At 46.3% G+C, this 19,642-nt stretch carries 14 protein-coding genes; 5 read left to right on the plus strand and 9 right to left on the minus strand.

What is annotated here, in order from left to right:
- Positions 1 to 281 precede the first annotated feature (281 nt).
- Positions 282 to 2,861 carry an ATP-dependent chaperone ClpB gene (gene clpB, locus WFH18_RS07600; RefSeq protein ID WP_004280137.1) on the plus strand — a complete coding sequence of 860 codons (2,580 nt, stop codon included), beginning with the start codon at positions 282 to 284 and terminating at the stop codon, positions 2,859 to 2,861.
- A 185-nt stretch (positions 2,862 to 3,046) separates the two neighbouring features.
- On the opposite strand, the gene rlmKL is transcribed toward clpB, so the two are convergent.
- Positions 3,047 to 5,251, minus strand: a complete 2,205-nt coding sequence (gene rlmKL, locus WFH18_RS07605; RefSeq protein WP_004280136.1) for a bifunctional 23S rRNA (guanine(2069)-N(7))-methyltransferase RlmK/23S rRNA (guanine(2445)-N(2))-methyltransferase RlmL — start codon at positions 5,249 to 5,251, stop codon at positions 3,047 to 3,049.
- Between the two features lie 232 nt (positions 5,252 to 5,483).
- Here rlmKL and WFH18_RS07610 point away from each other — a divergent pair, with 232 nt between their 5' ends.
- From WFH18_RS07610 to WFH18_RS07625, 4 genes are all read left to right on the plus strand, one after another.
- Positions 5,484 to 5,828, plus strand: coding sequence for a hypothetical protein (locus WFH18_RS07610; protein WP_005251424.1), 345 nt, complete (start codon positions 5,484 to 5,486; stop codon positions 5,826 to 5,828).
- 224 nt (positions 5,829 to 6,052) lie between these two features.
- On the plus strand, positions 6,053 to 7,069 hold the full coding sequence (locus WFH18_RS07615) for an aspartate carbamoyltransferase catalytic subunit (protein ID WP_004280134.1): 1,017 nt from the start codon (positions 6,053 to 6,055) through the stop codon (positions 7,067 to 7,069).
- 10 nt (positions 7,070 to 7,079) lie between these two features.
- On the plus strand, positions 7,080 to 8,315 hold the full coding sequence (locus WFH18_RS07620) for a dihydroorotase (RefSeq protein WP_005266789.1): 1,236 nt from the start codon (positions 7,080 to 7,082) through the stop codon (positions 8,313 to 8,315).
- A gap of 184 nt (positions 8,316 to 8,499) precedes the next feature.
- A complete protein-coding gene (locus WFH18_RS07625; RefSeq protein ID WP_121979738.1) occupies positions 8,500 to 9,990 on the plus strand; it encodes an OmpA family protein in 1,491 nt (496 codons plus the stop codon).
- A 54-nt stretch (positions 9,991 to 10,044) separates the two neighbouring features.
- On the opposite strand, the gene WFH18_RS07630 is transcribed toward WFH18_RS07625, so the two are convergent.
- From WFH18_RS07630 to WFH18_RS07665, 8 genes are all read right to left on the minus strand, one after another.
- On the minus strand, positions 10,045 to 11,457 hold the full coding sequence (locus tag WFH18_RS07630; protein ID WP_004646585.1) for a short-chain fatty acid transporter: 1,413 nt from the start codon (positions 11,455 to 11,457) through the stop codon (positions 10,045 to 10,047).
- Between the two features lie 96 nt (positions 11,458 to 11,553).
- Positions 11,554 to 12,192 carry a CoA transferase subunit B gene (locus WFH18_RS07635; RefSeq protein ID WP_005104503.1) on the minus strand — a complete coding sequence of 213 codons (639 nt, stop codon included), beginning with the start codon at positions 12,190 to 12,192 and terminating at the stop codon, positions 11,554 to 11,556.
- 2 nt (positions 12,193 to 12,194) lie between these two features.
- On the minus strand, positions 12,195 to 12,899 hold the full coding sequence (locus WFH18_RS07640; RefSeq protein WP_005251436.1) for a CoA transferase subunit A: 705 nt from the start codon (positions 12,897 to 12,899) through the stop codon (positions 12,195 to 12,197).
- Positions 12,900 to 12,992: 93 nt separating this feature from the next.
- On the minus strand, positions 12,993 to 13,895 hold the full coding sequence (locus WFH18_RS07645) for a hydroxymethylglutaryl-CoA lyase (RefSeq protein WP_005251439.1): 903 nt from the start codon (positions 13,893 to 13,895) through the stop codon (positions 12,993 to 12,995).
- The gene (locus tag WFH18_RS07650; protein ID WP_004280124.1) at positions 13,892 to 15,886 is read right to left on the minus strand and encodes an acetyl/propionyl/methylcrotonyl-CoA carboxylase subunit alpha; all 1,995 of its coding nucleotides are present in this window, start codon (positions 15,884 to 15,886) and stop codon (positions 13,892 to 13,894) included. The genes WFH18_RS07645 and WFH18_RS07650 overlap by 4 nt, the downstream gene beginning before the upstream one ends.
- Before the next feature lie 19 nt (positions 15,887 to 15,905).
- Positions 15,906 to 16,700 (minus strand): enoyl-CoA hydratase/isomerase family protein, encoded by a 795-nt coding sequence (locus WFH18_RS07655; protein ID WP_004280123.1) that lies wholly within the window; start codon positions 16,698 to 16,700, stop codon positions 15,906 to 15,908.
- An 11-nt stretch (positions 16,701 to 16,711) separates the two neighbouring features.
- Positions 16,712 to 18,313 carry a carboxyl transferase domain-containing protein gene (locus WFH18_RS07660; protein ID WP_121979737.1) on the minus strand — a complete coding sequence of 534 codons (1,602 nt, stop codon included), beginning with the start codon at positions 18,311 to 18,313 and terminating at the stop codon, positions 16,712 to 16,714.
- 35 nt (positions 18,314 to 18,348) lie between these two features.
- A complete protein-coding gene (locus WFH18_RS07665; RefSeq protein ID WP_004280119.1) occupies positions 18,349 to 19,521 on the minus strand; it encodes an isovaleryl-CoA dehydrogenase in 1,173 nt (390 codons plus the stop codon).
- Between the last annotated feature and the right edge of the window lie 121 nt (positions 19,522 to 19,642).

Consider the following 19,642-nt stretch of genomic DNA (forward strand, 5'->3'; position numbering starts at 1 on the left):
ATATTGTTACTTAGACAGGTAGGACATTTGATTTGTAGCGTTATTTTCATACCTCTATTTTATCAAAAGCCATATTGTTTTTTTCAGCATACTTTTTGAAACACCACCAAAAATTCTTCTAACCTCACTTGAAATATGATTTGATTACACCAATATTATTATTAAAGACTGTCTAAATGTTTATATTAAGTTTTTGAAAAATATATAAAAATGATTTGAAATTTTATCAAGTGCACCCATATATCCATCAAGTAGAAAATTTGTTGTGAGGAATAACAAGAATGCGTTTTGAAAAATTTACCAATCGCCTGCAGCAAACCCTTTCCGATGCACAATCGCTGGCCATGAGTAAGGATCATACCTCCATTGATGGGATCCATATCTTGGCCACCTTGATGGATGAAGCATCCAATGTCAGCCTGCTGCAACAGGCCGGTGCTAATCTGCGTGAGCTACAAACCAAGCTGCAAACAGCATTGAGCAATGCGGCAACCCTGACCAATCCATCAGCAGATATCAACCTCAGTCCTGAAGCGGCAAAAGTATTGCATCTGGCAGACAGCTTTGCGCAAAAAGCCGGAGATGAGTTTTTATCTACGGATTGGGTGCTGTTGGCGCTGGCAGAAACCGGAAATACCAAAACCTTATTAAATAGTATTGGCGTAAAGGCAGAGACTTTAGGCCAAGTGATTAATCAATTTCGAGGCGATGAAAAAGTCATGAGCAATAATCATGAAGATCAGCGTGATTCACTGAATAAGTACACCATTGATTTAACTGAACGTGCGTTGGCAGGCAAGCTTGATCCTGTGATTGGCCGTGATGATGAAATCCGCCGTACCATTCAGGTCTTATCACGCCGTACCAAAAATAACCCGGTACTCATCGGTGAGCCAGGGGTCGGTAAAACTGCAATCGTCGAAGGTCTGGCGCAGCGGATTATTAATGGTGAAGTGCCTGAAGGACTCAAAGGGAAACGTGTTTTATCTCTAGATCTGGGTTCTTTGCTGGCCGGTGCCAAATACCGCGGTGAGTTTGAAGAGCGCTTAAAAGCCGTTCTGAAAGATATTGCCAAACACGAAGGCGAAATCATCCTGTTTATCGACGAGTTGCATACCCTGGTGGGTGCTGGTAAAGGTGATGGCGCGATGGATGCCGGCAATATGCTTAAACCTGCGCTGGCCCGTGGCGAACTGCGCTGTGTCGGTGCCACCACACTGGATGAATATCGTCAGTATATTGAAAAAGATGCAGCGCTGGAACGTCGTTTCCAGAAAGTGCTGGTGGATGAGCCAAGCGTGGAAGATACCATTGCGATTCTGCGTGGTCTGAAAGATCGCTATGCGACCCATCACGGGGTACAGATTCTGGATTCAGCCATTATTGCTGCTGCGAAAATGTCACACCGTTATATCACCGACCGTCAGTTGCCGGATAAAGCCATTGACCTGATTGATGAAGCAGCATCGCGCATCAAAATGGAACTCGATTCTAAGCCAGAAGCTTTAGATAAACTGGAACGCCGTCTGATTCAGTTAAAAATGCAGCTGGAAGCGGTGAAAAAAGATGAAGACTCAGGTGCCAAAGCTGAGATTCAATACTTGTCCGATCAGATCGCCACAGTTGAAAAAGAGTATCATGACCTGGAAGAAGTCTGGCGTGCAGATAAAGCGCTGGTCGAAGGCAATAAAGACGTACAGATCAAACTGGATCAGGCACGTACAGCACTTGAAAAAGCGCAACGTGAAGGTGATCTGGGCGAGGCCGCGCGTTTGCAATATGGCGTGATACCAGAGTTGCAAAAGCAGCTTGAACTGGCTGAAAAAGCCGATGAAAGCGCAACGCCAAAATTGCTGCGTAACAAAGTCACCGACAATGAAATTGCTGAAGTAGTGAGTGCTGCGACCGGTATTCCGGTTGCGAAAATGCTGCAAGGCGAGCGTGACAAATTGCTACATATGGAAGAATTCCTGCATAACCGTGTAGTAGGGCAAGATGAAGCCGTGGTGGCGGTATCCAATGCAGTACGCCGTTCACGTGCCGGTCTGTCAGATCCGAACCGACCAAGTGGATCATTCCTGTTTCTGGGTCCAACGGGTGTCGGTAAAACAGAATTGACCAAAGCTCTGGCAAATTTCCTGTTTGACAGCGACGATGCCATGGTGCGTATCGATATGTCAGAATTTATGGAAAAACATTCGGTCAGCCGTTTGGTTGGTGCGCCTCCGGGCTATGTCGGTTATGAAGAAGGTGGGGTGCTTACTGAAGCCGTACGTCGTAAACCGTATAGTGTGATCTTGTTTGATGAAGTCGAAAAAGCGCATCCGGACGTATTTAACATCTTGCTACAGGTACTGGATGATGGCCGTTTAACTGACTCGCAAGGCCGGGTAGTGGACTTTAAAAACTCTGTGATCGTCATGACTTCGAACCTGGGTTCGCAGGATGTACGTGAATTGGGCGGTAATGCCACTAAAGAAGAAGTCCGTACGGTGGTGATGAATGCGGTATCGGAACATTTCCGTCCGGAATTTATCAACCGTATTGATGAACTGGTAGTGTTCCATGCGCTGGAAAAAGACCAGATTCGCGGTATTGCCGATATCCAGTTGGACCGTTTACGTCAACGTCTGGCAGAACGCGATATGCGCTTGTCGGTAGATGACAGCGCTTTCGATCAGCTGATCGAGGCCGGTTTTGATCCATTGTATGGAGCACGTCCACTGAAACGTGCAATCCAGCAGCGGATTGAAAATGGTCTGGCGCAGAAAATCCTGGGCGGAGAATTCCAGCCGGGCGATACCATTCTGGTGAAAGCTGAAGCAGGTGAGTTAATCTTTGAAAAAATGAAACTTAACTAAACCGCTTCTCCTTGCAACAAAAAACCCAGCCTAGGCTGGGTTTTTTTTAATCTTATTTTTAACTTCGAGCATTGCAACACTTTTGTATTCTTGTTGCGGCGAGCTTTAAAGCATGGCTTAAAACTCAGCTCAGGGAAAATAAAGAAGATATCAATCGTGATAAAGACAGTTAATTCATCATCAAATTACACTTGCGGATGACGGATTTTCCAGGCACGGTGAATCTTTTGATTCCGCTTGAAGTCAGGTCCAATGGTTTCCTGGGTAATTTCTTCAACATCAAAGAAGGCCAGAATTTCTTCATCCATCTCAAAACCACGATAGTTATTTGAGAAATACAAGGTACCATCAGTGGTTAAGCGGTTCATCGCACGTTTTAACAGGGACAAATGGTCGCGCTGTACGTCAAAGGTCCCGTAGAATTTCTTCGAGTTTGAGAAGGTTGGTGGGTCGATAAAGATCAGCTCATATTGCTCATGACCTTCTTTTAGCCATTCGAAACAGTCAGAGGCAAAGAACTGGTGTTGTTCATCCGCATGATCTACAGTTAAACCGTTCAGAACAAAGTTTTCTTTAGACCAGTTCAAATAAGTATTCGACAGATCGACGCTGGTTGTACTTGCAGCACCACCCAAAGCAGCATGTAAACTTGCCGTTGAGGTATAGCTGTACAGGTTCAGGAAGTGTTTGCCTTTTGCTTCACGTGCAATACGTAAACGCATTTGACGGTGATCCAGAAACAGACCGGTATCCAGATAATCGGTCAGGTTGACCAGAATCTTGGCTTGACCTTCCTGAACGATAAAACGCTTGGATGCTGTACTTTGTTTGGTGTACTGGTTTTTACCTTCCTGACGTGCACGGGTCTTGATAAAGATCGCATCACGGCCCAAACCGGTCACGGCACGAATTGCCTGTAAGGCCAGGTTGAAACGTTTTTTGGCTTTTTCCGGATCAATAGTTTTAGGTGGCGCATATTCTTGTACATGCAAACGCTCGCCATACAGATCTACTGCGACGTTAAAATCAGGTAAATCTGCATCATAGAGACGTAAACAATGGATCTGTTCCTTGACTGCCCATTTTTTTAGAGCTTGCATATTTTTGGTCAGACGGTTGGCAAATTCCATCGCACCTTCAATCGGTTCAAACTGCTGAGGCTGCCAGCTTTCTAGGAATGGACGTACCACTGCGGCCGGTTTAACCGTACCGAAGCGGATATAGATCGGCAATTTACCATTCATCAAACGCAGGATTTGCGGATCATTGAACGCTAGCACATCGGCCTGTTCCACTTGGGAGGCAATCACAGCCGCTTTTTGATTCGGGAAATTCTTTTGCAATAAAGCCGATAAACCCAGGTATAAAGAACGGTTTTGCGCTTTATCGCCGAGACGTTCGCCATATGGCGGGTTGGTCACGAAGAATACTTTCTTGCCTTCTGCATGGAAATCAGGCCAGTCATTTAAAGTCCGTTCTTCGATCATGATATTGTCGAGAGCAGCTTCAAAACCCGCCGCGATAATATTTTGTCTGGTGGCTTTAACCGCTTCCCAGTCCGCATCGAAGGCATAGAATTGTGGTAATGGATTTTCCATTGCCGCTTGATGACGTTCAGCAGCTTCGGCCTTGATGCTCATCCACAGTTCATGGTCATGGCCATTCCAGCCATTAAAACCGAAACGACGGACCAGACCCGGTGCACGGTCGGTCAAAATCATTAGGGATTCAATAATAAAGGTACCTGAACCACACATTGGATCGACAATGATGTCCGGATTTAACGCTTTTAAACCACCTTTTTGCAGAATCGCAGCGGCCAGGTTTTCCTTGATTGGGGCGTCAGTCATAAAGCGGCGATAACCGCGTTTATGCAAAGAGTCGCCAGACAGGTCCAGGCAGTAAGTATGTTCTTTCTTGCCTGCCAGAATATACATGGTAATTTCAGGCTGTTTGGTATCAATGCTTGGACGTTTGCCTACGGCTTCCATAAAGGAATCTACGACACCATCTTTGGCACGTAAAGTCGCAAACTGGGTATTGACCTTGATATCACGTTCGACATGCAAACGAATCGCAAAGGTACTTTGTGGTGCAAAAATCAGCGACCAGTCAAAGCTGAGAGCCCCTTCATAGAGTTCTTCTGCCACATCACGCGCATCATGAGAAAATTCAATTTCATGCGTGTGGATCGGCATCAAGACACGTGAAGCCAGACGTGACCACATGCAGATACGATAAGCATTTTCCAGTGTACCTTTAAAGGTTAAACGGCCTGGAAAACGCTCAATATTCTGAACACCTAAGCCTTGTATTTCTTCTTCTAATAAGGTTTCCAGACCATCGGCACAGGTGACCCAATAATTGCTTAAACGTGGAGAGGTATTCATATAATAGAGAGACCAAAAAAGATAAATAAAAAACTGCGCTAAGTTTACCGTATTTTTATATTGAAAGCTTTTGAAATTCTCTGAAAGGCCGTGGCATGTGATAGAGAAAAATAATATTCACACTATAAATTGAGGAACTGGTATGCATTTTGCTCTATACATGGCAAATCAGGCGGTCAGTCGATGGGGAGCGATGGCTGCCTGATTTTTCAATTTTATAATGGGGGTTAAGATGTTAGAGAATCAGTTACGCAACCATGACGCTTTTTCAGTGGCCACTTTAATTTATGCACGTTTACGACGGGTTTCCGGTCGGGTAATTGATGCAATTTATCTGGCAGAGAACCTGGATTATGCCCGGCATGTGATTCAACTGGCAGAGCAAACCCAGGATCCAGATTTGAATCATCTGATCCAGCGCCTCAAAATGGTACTGGAGATTTCTGAAACAGCACAAGACTCACAAACAGAATCTGCACATCCGATCCAGCAGGAAGGGCTGATCTCGGTCGAACCGGATGAAGACGATATCTATCGTGCACAGGTGTCACATCGGTATATTGGTGCACTGCGTTAAACCTGAGATGGGTGTGAATGCTCCAGACTGAAGCGCCCGTTGGTTTTGTACTTAAAATCAGCAAGATGCAAATCGGGTTAAATTATGTTATTGAAAAAATACAAAGGAATCTGATTTTTTGTTTTTATTGTTCAGATGCTTTTTGTACAAGTAGCAGCATGGCCAACTATAAAAATTCGCCAATCTCTGTATAATATGTTGACTTAACGCATAAGGAATCTCTCATGCACTTGGCGGCATTGCATACACCGAGCCAGATTCAACTCAATAAAGAAGGTAATCTAAAACACTTCTTGACCATCGAAGGTCTTTCTAAAGAAACCCTGACAAAAATATTGGACACTGCACAGTCCTTTTTTAATGACCAAAATCAGCTGATCACCAATAATTTGCTCGAAGGCAAAACGGTGATGAACCTGTTCTTCGAAAATTCAACCCGTACCCGCACCACCTTTGAAGCCGCTGCCAAGCGCCTTTCTGCCAACGTTCTCAATATCGATATTGCCCGTTCGAGTACTTCCAAAGGTGAAACCCTGCGTGACACCTTATGGAATCTGGAAGCCATGGCGGCCGATATTTTCGTGGTGCGTCATTCATCTTCAGGGGCAGCGCATTTTATTGCCAAGGATGTCTGTCCAACAGTGGCAATTATTAATGCCGGTGATGGCCGTCATGCGCATCCGACTCAAGCGATGCTGGACATGCTGACCATTCGCCGCGAAACCAATAAAAAATTCGAAGAAATGTCGATTGCCATTATTGGCGATATCAAGCATTCACGTGTCGCGCGTTCAGATGTGGCTGCCTTGCAAACTTTAGGTTGCCAGGATATCCGGGTGATTGCACCGAATACCTTGCTGCCATTGGGTTTTGAAGAATATGGCGATGGTGTTCGTCTATTTAACAATATGGAAGACGGCATCAAAGACTGCGACGTGATCATTACCTTACGTATTCAAAACGAGCGTATTGATTCTCCGGCACTGGCCTCGCAAGCAGAGTTCTACAAAATGTATGGCTTGAATAAAGAACGTCTTGCCATGGCCAAACCGGATTGTATCGTGATGCATCCGGGACCAATGAACCGCGGCGTTGAAATCGACTCAAGTATTGCGGATGGTCCGCAATCTGTGATTTTGAAGCAGGTGACCAATGGTATTGCCGTGCGTATGGCGGTGTTGGCTTTATCGATGCAAGGCCAGTTACAAGAACAAGGTTTGATTGAAGCGATTGCGGGTTAAGGAATAAGTCATGACTATTGTAAAAATTGAAAATGTCCGTGTTCTTGATCCGATCCAAAACACTAATTCTATCCAGACCGTGTATCTGGAAAATGGTAAATTCGTTGCAGAAACAGCAGACGTCTTTGAAACGATTGATGGTCAAGGCAAATGGTTAATGCCAACCATGGTCGATTTGTGTGCGCGTTTACGTGAACCGGGTCAACAGCAACACGGTACGCTTAAGTCTGAAGGAAAAGCGGCACGTGAAAATGGCATTTTGCACGTATTTACGCCACCCGATTCAAAGCCAATCGTACAAGATAATGGTGCGCTGATTCATGGTCTGGTCGAAAAAGCCATGCTGGATGGTGGGATCTATCTTCAAGTGATTGGTGCGCAAACCCAAGGCTTAAATGGTCAACAACCGGCAAATATGGCGGGCTTGAAAAAGGGCGGTTGTACTGCGGTTTCCAATGCCAGTGCGCCGTTTGCCAATGATGATGTGGTATTACGTACACTTGAATATGCTGCAGGTTTAGACTTGACGGTGGTGTTCTATGCAGAAGAACCACAAATTGCCAAAGACGGCTGTGTGCATGAAGGCTTTATTGCTTCACGTCAGGGCTTGCCGATGATTCCGGCACTGGCTGAAACCGTGGCGATTGCCAAATATCTGTTGATGATTGAAGCAACCCATGTACGTGCACACTTCGGTCTGTTGTCTTGTGGTGCATCAGTCGAATTGATCCGTATTGCCAAGGAAAAAGGCTTACCGGTGACCTGTGATGTAGCGATGCATCAGTTACATTTGACCGATCATTTGATTGATGGATTTAACTCTCTTGCACATGTACGTCCGCCACTCCGTTCTGAGCAGGATAAAGAATTACTGCGTCAGGGTGTAAAATCAGGTGTGATTGATGCGATTTGTACTCATCATGAACCGCTGAGCAGCTCTGCGAAAATGGCGCCGTTTGCTGAAACGCAGCCAGGTTTCACTGCTTTTGATACCTATGTGCCTTTTGGTCTGCAACTGATTCGTGAGGGTTTGTTGACCCCACTGGAATGGGTGGAAAAAGTAACCTTAGCTCCGGCACGTGTTGCACAAATGGCAGATCGATGGATAAATGAATCAGGCTGGGTGCTGCTAGATCCGGAACTGGAATGGACCCTGAATAAAGAAAGCATCGTGTCACAAGGTAAAAATACCCCGCTAATTAATCAAAAAGTGCTGGGTAAAGTTGTTCAAACTTTTACTGCTTAAGTGATCCCAATTTTATAAAAGTCAGCTTCGGCTGGCTTTTTTTATTTTTAAATTCTGTATCAGTAAAATGAGTGCTCAATAAAAATAGTGAAACTTTATGATATTCATACAATTATTTACATTTTAAAAAAATGGGGATCGTTACACTGATTAAATATTAAACATTATTAGAAAAATCAAAAGAATGGTGACGATTATGAATATAGACTTTATAGAACGCTTAAAAAGCGATGTTACGGCGATTGTGCTTCAAGGTGAAACCGAGCATTTATTTGCCAAAGATCAGGCACTGACTCAATTCTATCCTATATTTTTAAATATATTGCGTGCACGTCCAGCCTGGATTGAGAATCTTGGTCAGCAACTCAATCCAAAAATCCATGAATTATTCAATGCAAACCCGGCACTCAAGCAGCAATTTCTCGATCAAGTGGATCAGAGCGCGCCGCAAGATGAAATAGAGCATACCTTGAACCGGTCAATTGTACCGACCATGAATTTTTTACAGACTGAAGCAGGTGCTTCGAGTCCGGAAGCGATTAGCCATTTGCTGGAAACCCACGCCGATTCGATTCAGCGCGCATTACCCCTTTGGGCTGGCCCTATTCTGGCAGCGCTTGGAGTTTCACCCTTGGCAGGGCAGAATTTAAATCAGGAACCTGTATTGGCGGAGCAGACCATCATTGTTCAGGAAGAAAGAAAAACCGGCTTTTTATGGCCGTTTATTATTTTTCTGATCCTGGCGGGTTTGATCCTGTTTTTGGTTCGTAGCTGCATGCAGGATGATGTTGAAGATTCAAATACCCAAGCGACCAGTGAAGTTGCTGCAGCTCAGCCTGCATCCTTGCGATTAAGTACAGGCAGTAATGGCGAAATTGTCAGTTGTCAATTACAGCTGAATAATCCGCAGTATATGGAAATTTTGCAAAACGAGATCAAACAGATCTTTAATTATAATATTGGTTGTGGGGCGCTGAGCAGTGAGGTTTATCATTCAGAATTTATTGATCAGGATACTATTCCGACTGTGTTGAGAACAATGCAGGGAATGCCAAATGTGTCACTTGACTGGATTGGCAATCAGGTTTCAGTGCGTGCAGCAACCAATGCAGAGGCCGAGCGTCTGGCAGCACAAATTCGTAGTCTGGCCAAAAATGTCACAGTGGTGACCCAGCAGCCGCTCAATAGAAGTGACGTGATTAATACCGCCAATAGTGAGGCAGAACAAGCCTTGGCCAGTATCAAGACCGATAATGTTAAAGCGCTGGATGTGGCGACTGCACTGAATTTACAGATCATTAATTTTGATACGGCATCGACTGAAGTTCCCGAGGTCAATAAATTGGTGCTGGATCAGGCTGCTGCATTATTGCAACGAGCACCGCATGTCATTCTGAAGGTTACAGGACATGCCGATGCTCAGGGTAGTGAAGCAGAAAATAAGGTGCTGTCTGTGCAACGAGCTCAAGCGATTACCAGTTATCTCGTTGGAAAAGGGGTCAATCCTGCACAGTTACAGGCAGTTGGCATGGGAGAGGATCAGCCGGTTGAACCCAATGCCACACCTGCCGGACAGTTTCAGAATCGTCGCGTGACCTTTGAGGTCGTGAATACCGAAACGGGAATTGTACGTGAAGTAGATGATGAAGGTGTAGTTGAGAAGACAGGAAATTAAGAGAGCGGCCTAAATAAAAAAGGACGAATTTTCGTCCTTTTTTATTATCTTAAATTAAGAAAATACCGGCGGGCTATAAGTCAATGTCCGACCAAGGAACCATAGCAGGAACAGTACCAAAGGCAGATGGAAAATCAACTGGGTCACCGTAAATCCAATCACATCTTTGGCTTTTAATTTCAGGATACCCAACATCGGAAGCATAAAGAATGGATTAATCAGATTCGGCAAGGCTTCTGCCGCATTATAAATCTGTACCGACCAGCCCAGATGCACTTTCAGGTCATGCGCAGCCTGCATCACATAGGGCGCTTCGATAATCCATTTCCCTCCGCCAGAAGGAATAAAGAAACCCAGAATCGCCGAGTATAAGCCCATCACAATGGCAAAGGTTTCCTGCGAGGCAATGGAAACAAAGAACTCGGCAATGTAATGTGACAATGACAGATCGGCCGGGTTTAGCGCATTGGTCATCATAAAGGCAATACTGCCATACAGCGGAAACTGGATCAGTACCCCAGAAATGGCGGGTACGGCTTTGGATACCGCATTCAGGAAATTTCGCGGTGTACCGTGTAAGGCCACGCCCAAAATCAGGAAGATAAAGTTATAGGTATTTAAGCTGGAAATGGCCAGAATCGGATTGCTTTTGGAAAATTCGTTAAACATCCAGACTGCGCCCAGAATCACAATCAGAATGCTTAAAATGGGTGAATTTTCCAGCCAATCCCCCGGTCTTTTTTCGGCAGATACTTCCGGTTTTTCTTCTTCAATCTGAATCGGGAAGTGCTCAATGGTTTTAATGTCAGACCCTTTAGGTGCTGACCAGTAAGCAATCGCAATTGAAGCTACAATCAGTACCGCCGTCATGATCATGGATTGCGGCAGGAAAATGGTTTCGGTAAATGGAATCACGCCCGTCAGATTATAAATCGGTTCAGGCAGACTGCTTTTATTGGCCTGTAACTGTGCAGCTGAAGAACTGATGCCCAGTGCCCAGGTCGCACCCATCCCGATAATCGCGGCAGCCGCAGCAGCGCGGTAATCCATGTTAAGCTCTTTACGCTGTGCCAGTGCAATCACTAGGAGTGCAGTCAGTACAGTACTCATGGCCCAATTAATCAGAGAAATTAACAGGCTGACCGTGGCGACCAGGACAATCGCACCACGACCGGAATGTGGCAGGCGCGCCATTTTCTGGATCAGAAGCTGGACAGGCTTGGACACCGAAACCACATAACCGACCACGATCAGCATGCACATCTGCAAGGTAAAGGGAATCAGGCTCCAGAAGCCGTCACCAAAGGAAATCGCGACATCCTGTGCCGGTGCACCAATTCCGATAGCGGCAATCGCCACAATGATGACGCCGAGCAGGGCAAAAATATAAGAATCCGGAAACCATTTTTCAGACCAGTCGCTGACGCGCAAGGCGAAGCGCTGCAAAATATTTTGTTGAGTTTGCATGATTAAAATCCATTTATTCTGCGATTATTATTTTGAAATGAAACGGCTATATATAAAAAAGCCCTTAAGATGCTTCATTCTTAAGGGCTGGCTGGATCAGGCAGCATTACGTAATAGCGCTACCCCAGTGACTTTTTGAATCTCCTCAAAACTGACCTCTGGTGCCAGTTCAACCAGTCGAATTCCATCAGGACTAACATCCAGTACACCGAGGTCGGTAATAATCCGGTTGACCACAGCTTGACCAGTCAGCGGCAAGCTACATTGCGGTACAATCTTCGGTGTACCATCTTTGGCGCAGTGTTCCATTAAGACCACGACTTTTTGTACACCCGCGACCAGATCCATGGCACCGCCCATGCCTTTGACCTTTTTACCCGGAATCATCCAGTTGGCCAGATCACCAGTTTCAGACACTTCCATGGCTCCCAAAATGGCAATATTGACATGACCACCACGGATCATGGCAAAGGAGTCGGCACTTGAGAAAAATGAAGCACCTTTTCGCGCGGTAACCGTCTGTTTACCGGCATTGATCAGGTCGGCATCGACAGTTTCCTCGGTTGGAAATTCACCAATCCCCAGCAAACCATTTTCCGATTGCAGCCAGACATTGATATTTTCCGGAATATAATTTGCGACTAGCGTCGGCAGGCCAATCCCTAAATTGACATAGAAACCATCTTCAAGCTCTTGTGCCGCGCGCTGCGCCATTTCATTACGTGTCCAAGCCATGATCAAGCCTCCGCCTTTAAGGTCATCTGTTCAATACGTTTTTCCGGTTGAGCATTCACGACTATCCGGTTCACATAAATTCCCGGAAGATGGATTTCATCTGGATCCAGCACGCCAATTTCGACAATCTCTTCGACTTCAGCAATGGTAATTTTGCCGGCCATGGCACAGACCGGATTAAAGTTCTGGGCGGTTTTACGGAAAATCAGGTTGCCGGCTTTATCGGCCTTATAGGCTTTAACCAGAGCAACATCAGCTGTTAAAGATTCTTCCAGAATGTAAGACTTGCCATTAAATTCACGGACATCCTTACCTTCAGCGATCACGGTTCCGACACCCGTCGCCGTATAAAAAGCCGGAATACCGGCACCGCCAGCACGTAATTTTTCTGCCAGTGTACCCTGTGGGGTCAGCTCAACTTCCAGTTCGCCATTTAAATATTGACGTTCAAACTCTTTATTCTCACCCACATAAGAGGAGATCATTTTTTTAATTTGTTTGGTTTCCAGCAGAAGTCCGAGACCGAAGCCGTCTACGCCGGCATTGTTGGAAATACAGGTGAGTTGCTTAGCACCTGTTTCTTTTAGTGCTGTAATCAGGGCTTCTGGAATACCACATAGGCCGAAACCACCAACGGCCAGAGTATGACCATCTTGCACCACATCCTTTAAGGCGGATTGAGCGCTGTCATAAACCTTGTTTGACATCTTGTCACCTCTATTATTGTTGTAGCAGACTTCAATCTGCTGCTTATATCCTTATGGCTTGCTTGAAAGCATTTTGCTCAAGCAAGTTTATTTTCAAGCACAGGCTTTTTGCCAATAGGCATTGGCATAATTGGATGGATTATTGCGCTGCAAGACTTCACTGATATTACGGCTGGCCTGCATCAGGGCATCCAGCTGAATACCGGTTTGAAAGCCCATATTCGAGAGCAGGTAATACAGGTCTTCAGTTGAGACATTGCCGGAAGCGCCTTTGGCATAAGGGCAACCACCTAGGCCGGCAATGGATGAATCAAAGACCCGAATGCCTTGCAGTAAAGACTGGTAAATATTGGCAATGGCCATGCCGTAAGTATTATGAAAATGGCCTGCCAAAACTTTAGTATCAAGTTCAGCCAGACAGGCCTCCCAGACATTTTTCACCCGATCCGGTGTTGCTGTACCAATGGTTTCACCCAATGACACTTCATAGCAGCCCATCTCCAGCAAACGCTGGGTGACTTTGACCACCTGCTTCGGATCAATGGCACCTTCATAAGGACAGTCCGCCATGCAGGAAACATAGCCACGTACCTTAATATCATTGGCTTTGGCTGCTGCCATGACATCGGCAAACTTCTCGAAGCTTTCATCAATCGAGCAGTTGATGTTTTTGCGGGTAAAGCTTTCAGAAGCTGCAGTAAATACCGCCACTTCCTTGCAACCCACAGCCAGTGCCGATTCAAAACCTTTCATGTTTGGGGTTAATAAACTGAACTGAATATTCGGATCTTGGGGTAGGCTGGCAAAGAGCACATCACTGTCTGCCATTCGCGGTACCCATTTGGCTGAAACGCAGGAGCCGACTTCGATGGACTGCAGACCGGTTTTCATTAGGTCCAGAATCAGGTTTTTCCGGTCATCCAATGTCAAAGGTATTTTTTCATTTTGCAGGCCATCGCGTGGCCCGACCTCTACGATTTTGACAAAATCCGTCATGCCACTTCCTCCGCCAGAGGCTGGAACTCGACCAGTTCATCACCGGCTTTAACCTGATCACCCTTCTGAAAATATGAGCTTGCGATGATGCCGTCATGCGGTGCGCGAATCGAGTATTCGATCTTCATGGCTTCCAGCGTCATCAGCACATCATCTTTTTTGACTTTGTCATTGGCTGCCACGAGCACCTGGGTAATGACACCTGGCATTGGTGCGATCAGGTTATTTTCCGTGCCTTGTTCATCCTGATTATTAAAATCAGACTTCAAGTAATTAAACTTATAGCTTTGACCATTCTGGAACAGGGTAATGCCTTGCTCACTCTGGCTAAAAGCCAGTTTTTGCTGTTTACCCGCCAGTTGCAAGGCTAAAGTATGGGCATCGACGAGTTGACCCTGAATCTGAATTTGCTGACCGTTATAGCTGGCAACAAAGCCTTGATCTTGGGTGCTGAACTGAATTTTCAGGTTAATGCCATTGCGTTGTAATTGCACTGTATGACTATTCTGTTGGTTTAAGCGCCAGAATGCTTGCTGCTGCCATACCGGGTTGCTTGGAACGGGATTCTGTGCCTGATGTGACAGAAGTTCAATCAGTGCGGCACTAACTACCAGTTCGGCACGGATATCCGCAGAAGGTTTGAGCAGAAATTCTTCTTCACGCTGAATCAGGCCAGTATCTAAATGTGCATTTTTAAACGAGTCACACAGCACCAGGCGATCTAGAAAAGCAATATTGTTACCCAGACCATCGACATGGAACTGACCCAGCGCATGGTGCATCTGGGTTAGGGCTGCTTCACGATTTTTACCCCAGACAATCAGTTTGGCAATCATCGGATCATAATAAGTGCTGATCTCGTCGCCTTCGACAATACCGCTATCGACACGTACACAGTCACTTTGCTCCGGATAATGCAGGTAGCTGATCTGACCGATCGCCGGGATAAAACCTTTTTCCGGCTCTTCAGCATAGACACGGGCTTCAAGCGCATGACCGTGAATCTGCAATTCATGCTGCTGCTTCGGTAAAGGTTCACCAAAAGCTACGCGCAGTTGCCATTCTACCAGATCCTGTCCGGTAATCATTTCAGTCACCGGATGTTCAACCTGTAGGCGGGTGTTCATTTCCATGAAATAGGCCGTACCGTCTTGCTCGACAATAAACTCTACCGTACCGGCGCCAACGTAATTCACTGCACGAGCGGCATCAATCGCAGCCTGACGCATCGCTTCCAGTTTATCTTCTGGCATTTTTGGTGCAGGCGCTTCTTCTAGCACTTTCTGGTGGCGACGTTGTACCGAACAATCACGCTCAAACAGATGTACATAGTTGCCATGTGTATCGCCAAAAACTTGCACTTCAATATGACGTGGCTGAATCACATAACGTTCAATCAGAACGTCTTCATTGCCAAAACTTGAACGTGCTTCACTCTTACATGAAGCAAGCGAGCTAAGAAAATCTTCGCTGCGTTCCACCAGACGCATGCCTTTACCGCCACCACCGGCACTGGCCTTGATCAGTACCGGATAGCCAATATTGTCTGCCTGCTGTTTCAGGAAGTCGGCATCCTGATTGGTCCCATGATAGCCGGGGGTTAGAGGCACACCGGCTTTTTCCATCAGCGCTTTAGAGGTGGCCTTTAGACCCATTGCCAGAATGGCATCGACTGGCGGGCCAATAAAGACAATATTGTTGTCCTGACAGGCCAAGGCAAACTGGTCATTTTCGGACAGGAAACCATAACCGGGGTGAATCGCCTGGGCACCAGTGTTTTTGGCTGCCTGAATAATGCGATCAATTTGCAAATAACTTTGAGCTGCTGGCGATTCACCAATATAGATCGCTTCATCGGCCAGTTTCACATGTTGTGCCTGCGCATCAGCATCGGAATAGACGGCAACGGTGGCAATTCCTAATTTCTTCGCTGTACGAATCACACGGCAGGCAATTTCACCACGGTTGGCAATTAAAATCTTCTCAAACATTGTAGGATCCTTCTCGTTGTTATGCCGTGGTCTTGATCCAAGCCGGGCTTTGTTTGTTCAAAAATGCATTCAGTCCATTTTTCGCCTCATCTCCCTGGCGAATATGGGCAATATGCTGTGCTGTTTTAAGCAGTAAATCTTCGGTCAATACCTGTTGGTCAACCAGTTGAATCAACTGTTTCGATGCGCTCTGTGCGGCAGGACCACCAAGTAAAAGTGCTTCCACAATTTCATCAATTTTGCTGTCGAGCTGTTCTGGTGGAGTGACTTCATGCGCAAGACCAATGCTTTTGGCCTGTTCAGCAGTAATCCGCTCGGCAGTCAGGAAATAACGTGAAGCTTGACGTGTACCAATTGCACGAATTACATACGGGCTGATGGTCGAAGGTGCCAGACCTAAGCGAACCTCGGAAGTGGCAAACTTGGCATCTGTACTGGCCACACAAATATCACAGGCTGAGGCCAGCCCCATGCCGCCACCAAAGGCAATGCCGTGTACCCGGGCAATGGTTGGCTGTTTTAAGGTCGCCAGACTTTGCAGCATTTTTGCCAGTTTGAGCGCATCCGCCTCATTGTCTGCCTGTGATGCCTGACCGGCCTGTTTCATCCAGTTCAGATCCGCACCCGCAGAGAAGCTTTTGCCACGACCCGCCAGAATCACCACGCGTACATCATCACGGTTATTTAAAGACTGGAAGCAAGCATGCAGTTCTTCAATGACTTGAGTATTAAAGGCATTGTGCAGTTCAGCACGGTTAATCCAAACCGTTGCCACCTGATTCTGCTGTTCGAGCTGTAAAAATTGATATGTCATTTTGTCACCTCTTACATGCGGAACACGCCGAATTTGGTTGGCTGGATGGGCGCATTCAGGGCTGCAGCTAGACTTAAAGCCAGAACCTCACGTGATTGCGCCGGATCAATCACACCGTCATCCCATAAACGCGAAGACGCATAATAAGGATGGCCTTGGCGTTCGTATTGATCACGAATTGGTTGTTTAAACTGGTCTTCTTCTTCAGCTGACCAGCTGCCGCCTTTCTGTTCAATCTGGTCACGTTTTAAGGTCGACAAAACGCTAGAGGCCTGTTCACCGCCCATCACTGAAATACGCGAGTTTGGCCAGGTCCACATAAAGCGCGGCGAGTAGGCGCGGCCACACATACCGTAGTTGCCAGCACCAAAAGAACCGCCAATCACTAGAGTCAACTTAGGCACATTGGCGTTGGCGACGGCCATCACCAGCTTGGCACCATTTTTGGCAATGCCTTCATTTTCATACTGGCGACCGACCATAAAGCCGGTAATGTTTTGCAGGAAAATCAGCGGAATATTGCGCTGGGTACACAGTTCAATAAAATGTGCGCCTTTTTGGGCAGACTCGGAAAATAGAATGCCATTATTGGCAATAATCCCGACCGGCATGCCATAGAGCTTGGCAAAACCGGTCACCAGGGTAGTGCCGAAACGTGCCTTGAACTCGTCAAAACGTGAGCCATCGACAATACGCGCTATCACTTCACGGATATCAAAAGGCTTGCGCGCGTCACTCGGCACAATGCCGTACAGTTCCGAACTGTCAAACAGCGGCGCTTCGATTTCATCTGCGGTCTTGTTTGGCTTTTTGTTCAGGTTGGCCACGATGTTGCGGGCAATCGCAAGTGCATGTTCATCGTTTTCAGCCAGATGATCAGCCACGCCAGACAAACGGGTATGCACATCACCACCACCGAGATCCTCACTGGACACCACTTCACCAGTAGCTGCCTTAACTAGAGGAGGGCCGCCTAGGAAAATGGTGCCCTGATTGCGGACAATAATGGTTTCATCTGACATGGCAGGCACATAAGCACCGCCTGCAGTACAGCTGCCCATCACCACTGCAATTTGGGCGATACCTTGGCTCGACATACGTGCCTGATTGTAGAAAATACGGCCGAAGTGATCGCGGTCTGGAAATACTTCATCCTGTAAAGGCAAATATGCACCGCCTGAATCCACCAGATAAATACAAGTCAGATGGTTCTGTTCGGCAATTTCCTGGGCACGTAAATGCTTTTTCACTGTTAATGGATAATAAGTACCGCCTTTCACCGTAGCATCATTGGCGATGATCATGCAGGTCACACCGTTGACCTGACCAACACCAGCGACCACACCTGCGGCAGGAACATCATCCTGATACACCTGATAGGCAGCCAGCTGACCAATTTCCAGAAAAGCGGTTCCTGGATCGATCAGGTGATTAATCCGTTCACGGGGGAGTAATTTGCCACGGTCCAGATGTTTTTGACGGGCAGTTTCGCCACCACCCAAAGCAATTTTTTCAATTTTCTGTTTTAGGTCATCCACCAGTTGCAGCATGGCAGTCTGGTTGGTTTTAAACTCTTCACTACGTATATTGATTTTGCTCGATAACTGATTCATGACCAACATCCTTGTTTTATTCTAAGTGTTAAGGTTTAGGCTGTTTCGTTGAAAAGTTCACGGCCAATCAGCATGCGGCGGATTTCTGAAGTACCGGCGCCAATTTCATACAGTTTGGCATCACGCCATAAACGGCCGGCAGCAAATTCGTTGATATAACCGTTACCACCTAAAGTCTGAATGGTTTCTCCTGCCATCCAGGTCGCTTTTTCAGCAGCATATAAAATGGCACTGGCAGCATCTTTACGCAGGCTACGGCTATGCTCAGCTTTGTCACATTCAGCACCGACCGCATAAACCAGTGCCTTACAGGCTAGCCAGGTCGAATACATGTCGGCAATTTTGCCTTGCATTAACTGGAATTCGCCCAGCGCCTGACCAAACTGTTTACGGTCATGAATATATGGAATCACGGTATCCATACAGGCATCCATAATCCCCAGTGGGCCAGCACTCAATACAGCACGCTCATAGTCCAGACCACTCATCAAGACCTTGGTGCCATTACCGACGCCGCCCATGACGTTTTCTTTGGGTACTTCGACATTGTCAAAAAACAGCGGATAAGTGTTTGAACCGCGCATACCCAGTTTGTCCAAATGTGTGCCATGACTGAAACCTGGCATATTTTTTTCAACCAGAAAGGCGGTCATGCCTTTGGCGCCGGCCTGCAAATCGGTTTTTGCATAGACCACCAGGACATCGGCATCGCCACCATTGGTGATCCACATTTTTGAACCATTCAACAGGTAGTGATCGCCTTTGTCTTCTGCTTTCAGTTTCATGCTCACCACATCCGAGCCTGCATTCGGTTCAGACATTGCCAAGGCACCGACATATTCACCTGAAATCAGTTTAGGCAGATAACGCTGTTTCTGTTCTTCAGTACCATTTCGCTTAATTTGGTTTACACATAGGTTAGAATGTGCGCCATAGGACAGCCCAATGGATGCAGAAGCACGGGAAATTTCCTGCATGGCAATGATGTGCGCCAGATAACCAAAATTTGAACCGCCATATTCCTCACTGACTGTCAGCCCGAGCAGGCCCATCTCGCCAAACTTTTTCCAAAGGTGGGCAGGGAACTTGTTGTCACGGTCAACCTGTTGAGCAATCGGGGTAATTTCTTTGGCGCAAAAAGCGGCCACTGAATCACGAAGCGCTATTAGAGTTTCATCCAAACCGAAATCCAAGCTTTGTAAATTCATTCTTCATCCATCCTGAGGTTATATTTGTTGTGTCCAAAAAAGCATTTTTGTTGTGCTTGTGGTTTTAACATACAATGAAAAAATAAAAAAGTGAATCTATATTCACAAAATGATTTACAAT

It is taken from the genome of Acinetobacter sp. USHLN143 (assembly GCF_037145695.1).
GTDB lineage: Bacteria > Pseudomonadota > Gammaproteobacteria > Pseudomonadales > Moraxellaceae > Acinetobacter > Acinetobacter fasciculus.

Coding starts and splice junctions, on each gene's coding strand:
- clpB (WP_004280137.1), top strand. CDS start 282: ATGCGTTTTGAAAAATTTACCAATCGCCTGCAGCAAACCCTTTCCGAT.
- rlmKL (WP_004280136.1), bottom strand. CDS start 5,251: ATGAATACCTCTCCACGTTTAAGCAATTATTGGGTCACCTGTGCCGAT.
- WFH18_RS07610 (WP_005251424.1), top strand. CDS start 5,484: ATGTTAGAGAATCAGTTACGCAACCATGACGCTTTTTCAGTGGCCACT.
- WFH18_RS07615 (WP_004280134.1), top strand. CDS start 6,053: ATGCACTTGGCGGCATTGCATACACCGAGCCAGATTCAACTCAATAAA.
- WFH18_RS07620 (WP_005266789.1), top strand. CDS start 7,080: ATGACTATTGTAAAAATTGAAAATGTCCGTGTTCTTGATCCGATCCAA.
- WFH18_RS07625 (WP_121979738.1), top strand. CDS start 8,500: ATGGTGACGATTATGAATATAGACTTTATAGAACGCTTAAAAAGCGAT.
- WFH18_RS07630 (WP_004646585.1), bottom strand. CDS start 11,457: ATGCAAACTCAACAAAATATTTTGCAGCGCTTCGCCTTGCGCGTCAGC.
- WFH18_RS07635 (WP_005104503.1), bottom strand. CDS start 12,192: ATGGCTTGGACACGTAATGAAATGGCGCAGCGCGCGGCACAAGAGCTT.
- WFH18_RS07640 (WP_005251436.1), bottom strand. CDS start 12,899: ATGTCAAACAAGGTTTATGACAGCGCTCAATCCGCCTTAAAGGATGTG.
- WFH18_RS07645 (WP_005251439.1), bottom strand. CDS start 13,895: ATGACGGATTTTGTCAAAATCGTAGAGGTCGGGCCACGCGATGGCCTG.
- WFH18_RS07650 (WP_004280124.1), bottom strand. CDS start 15,886: ATGTTTGAGAAGATTTTAATTGCCAACCGTGGTGAAATTGCCTGCCGT.
- WFH18_RS07655 (WP_004280123.1), bottom strand. CDS start 16,700: ATGACATATCAATTTTTACAGCTCGAACAGCAGAATCAGGTGGCAACG.
- WFH18_RS07660 (WP_121979737.1), bottom strand. CDS start 18,313: ATGAATCAGTTATCGAGCAAAATCAATATACGTAGTGAAGAGTTTAAA.
- WFH18_RS07665 (WP_004280119.1), bottom strand. CDS start 19,521: ATGAATTTACAAAGCTTGGATTTCGGTTTGGATGAAACTCTAATAGCG.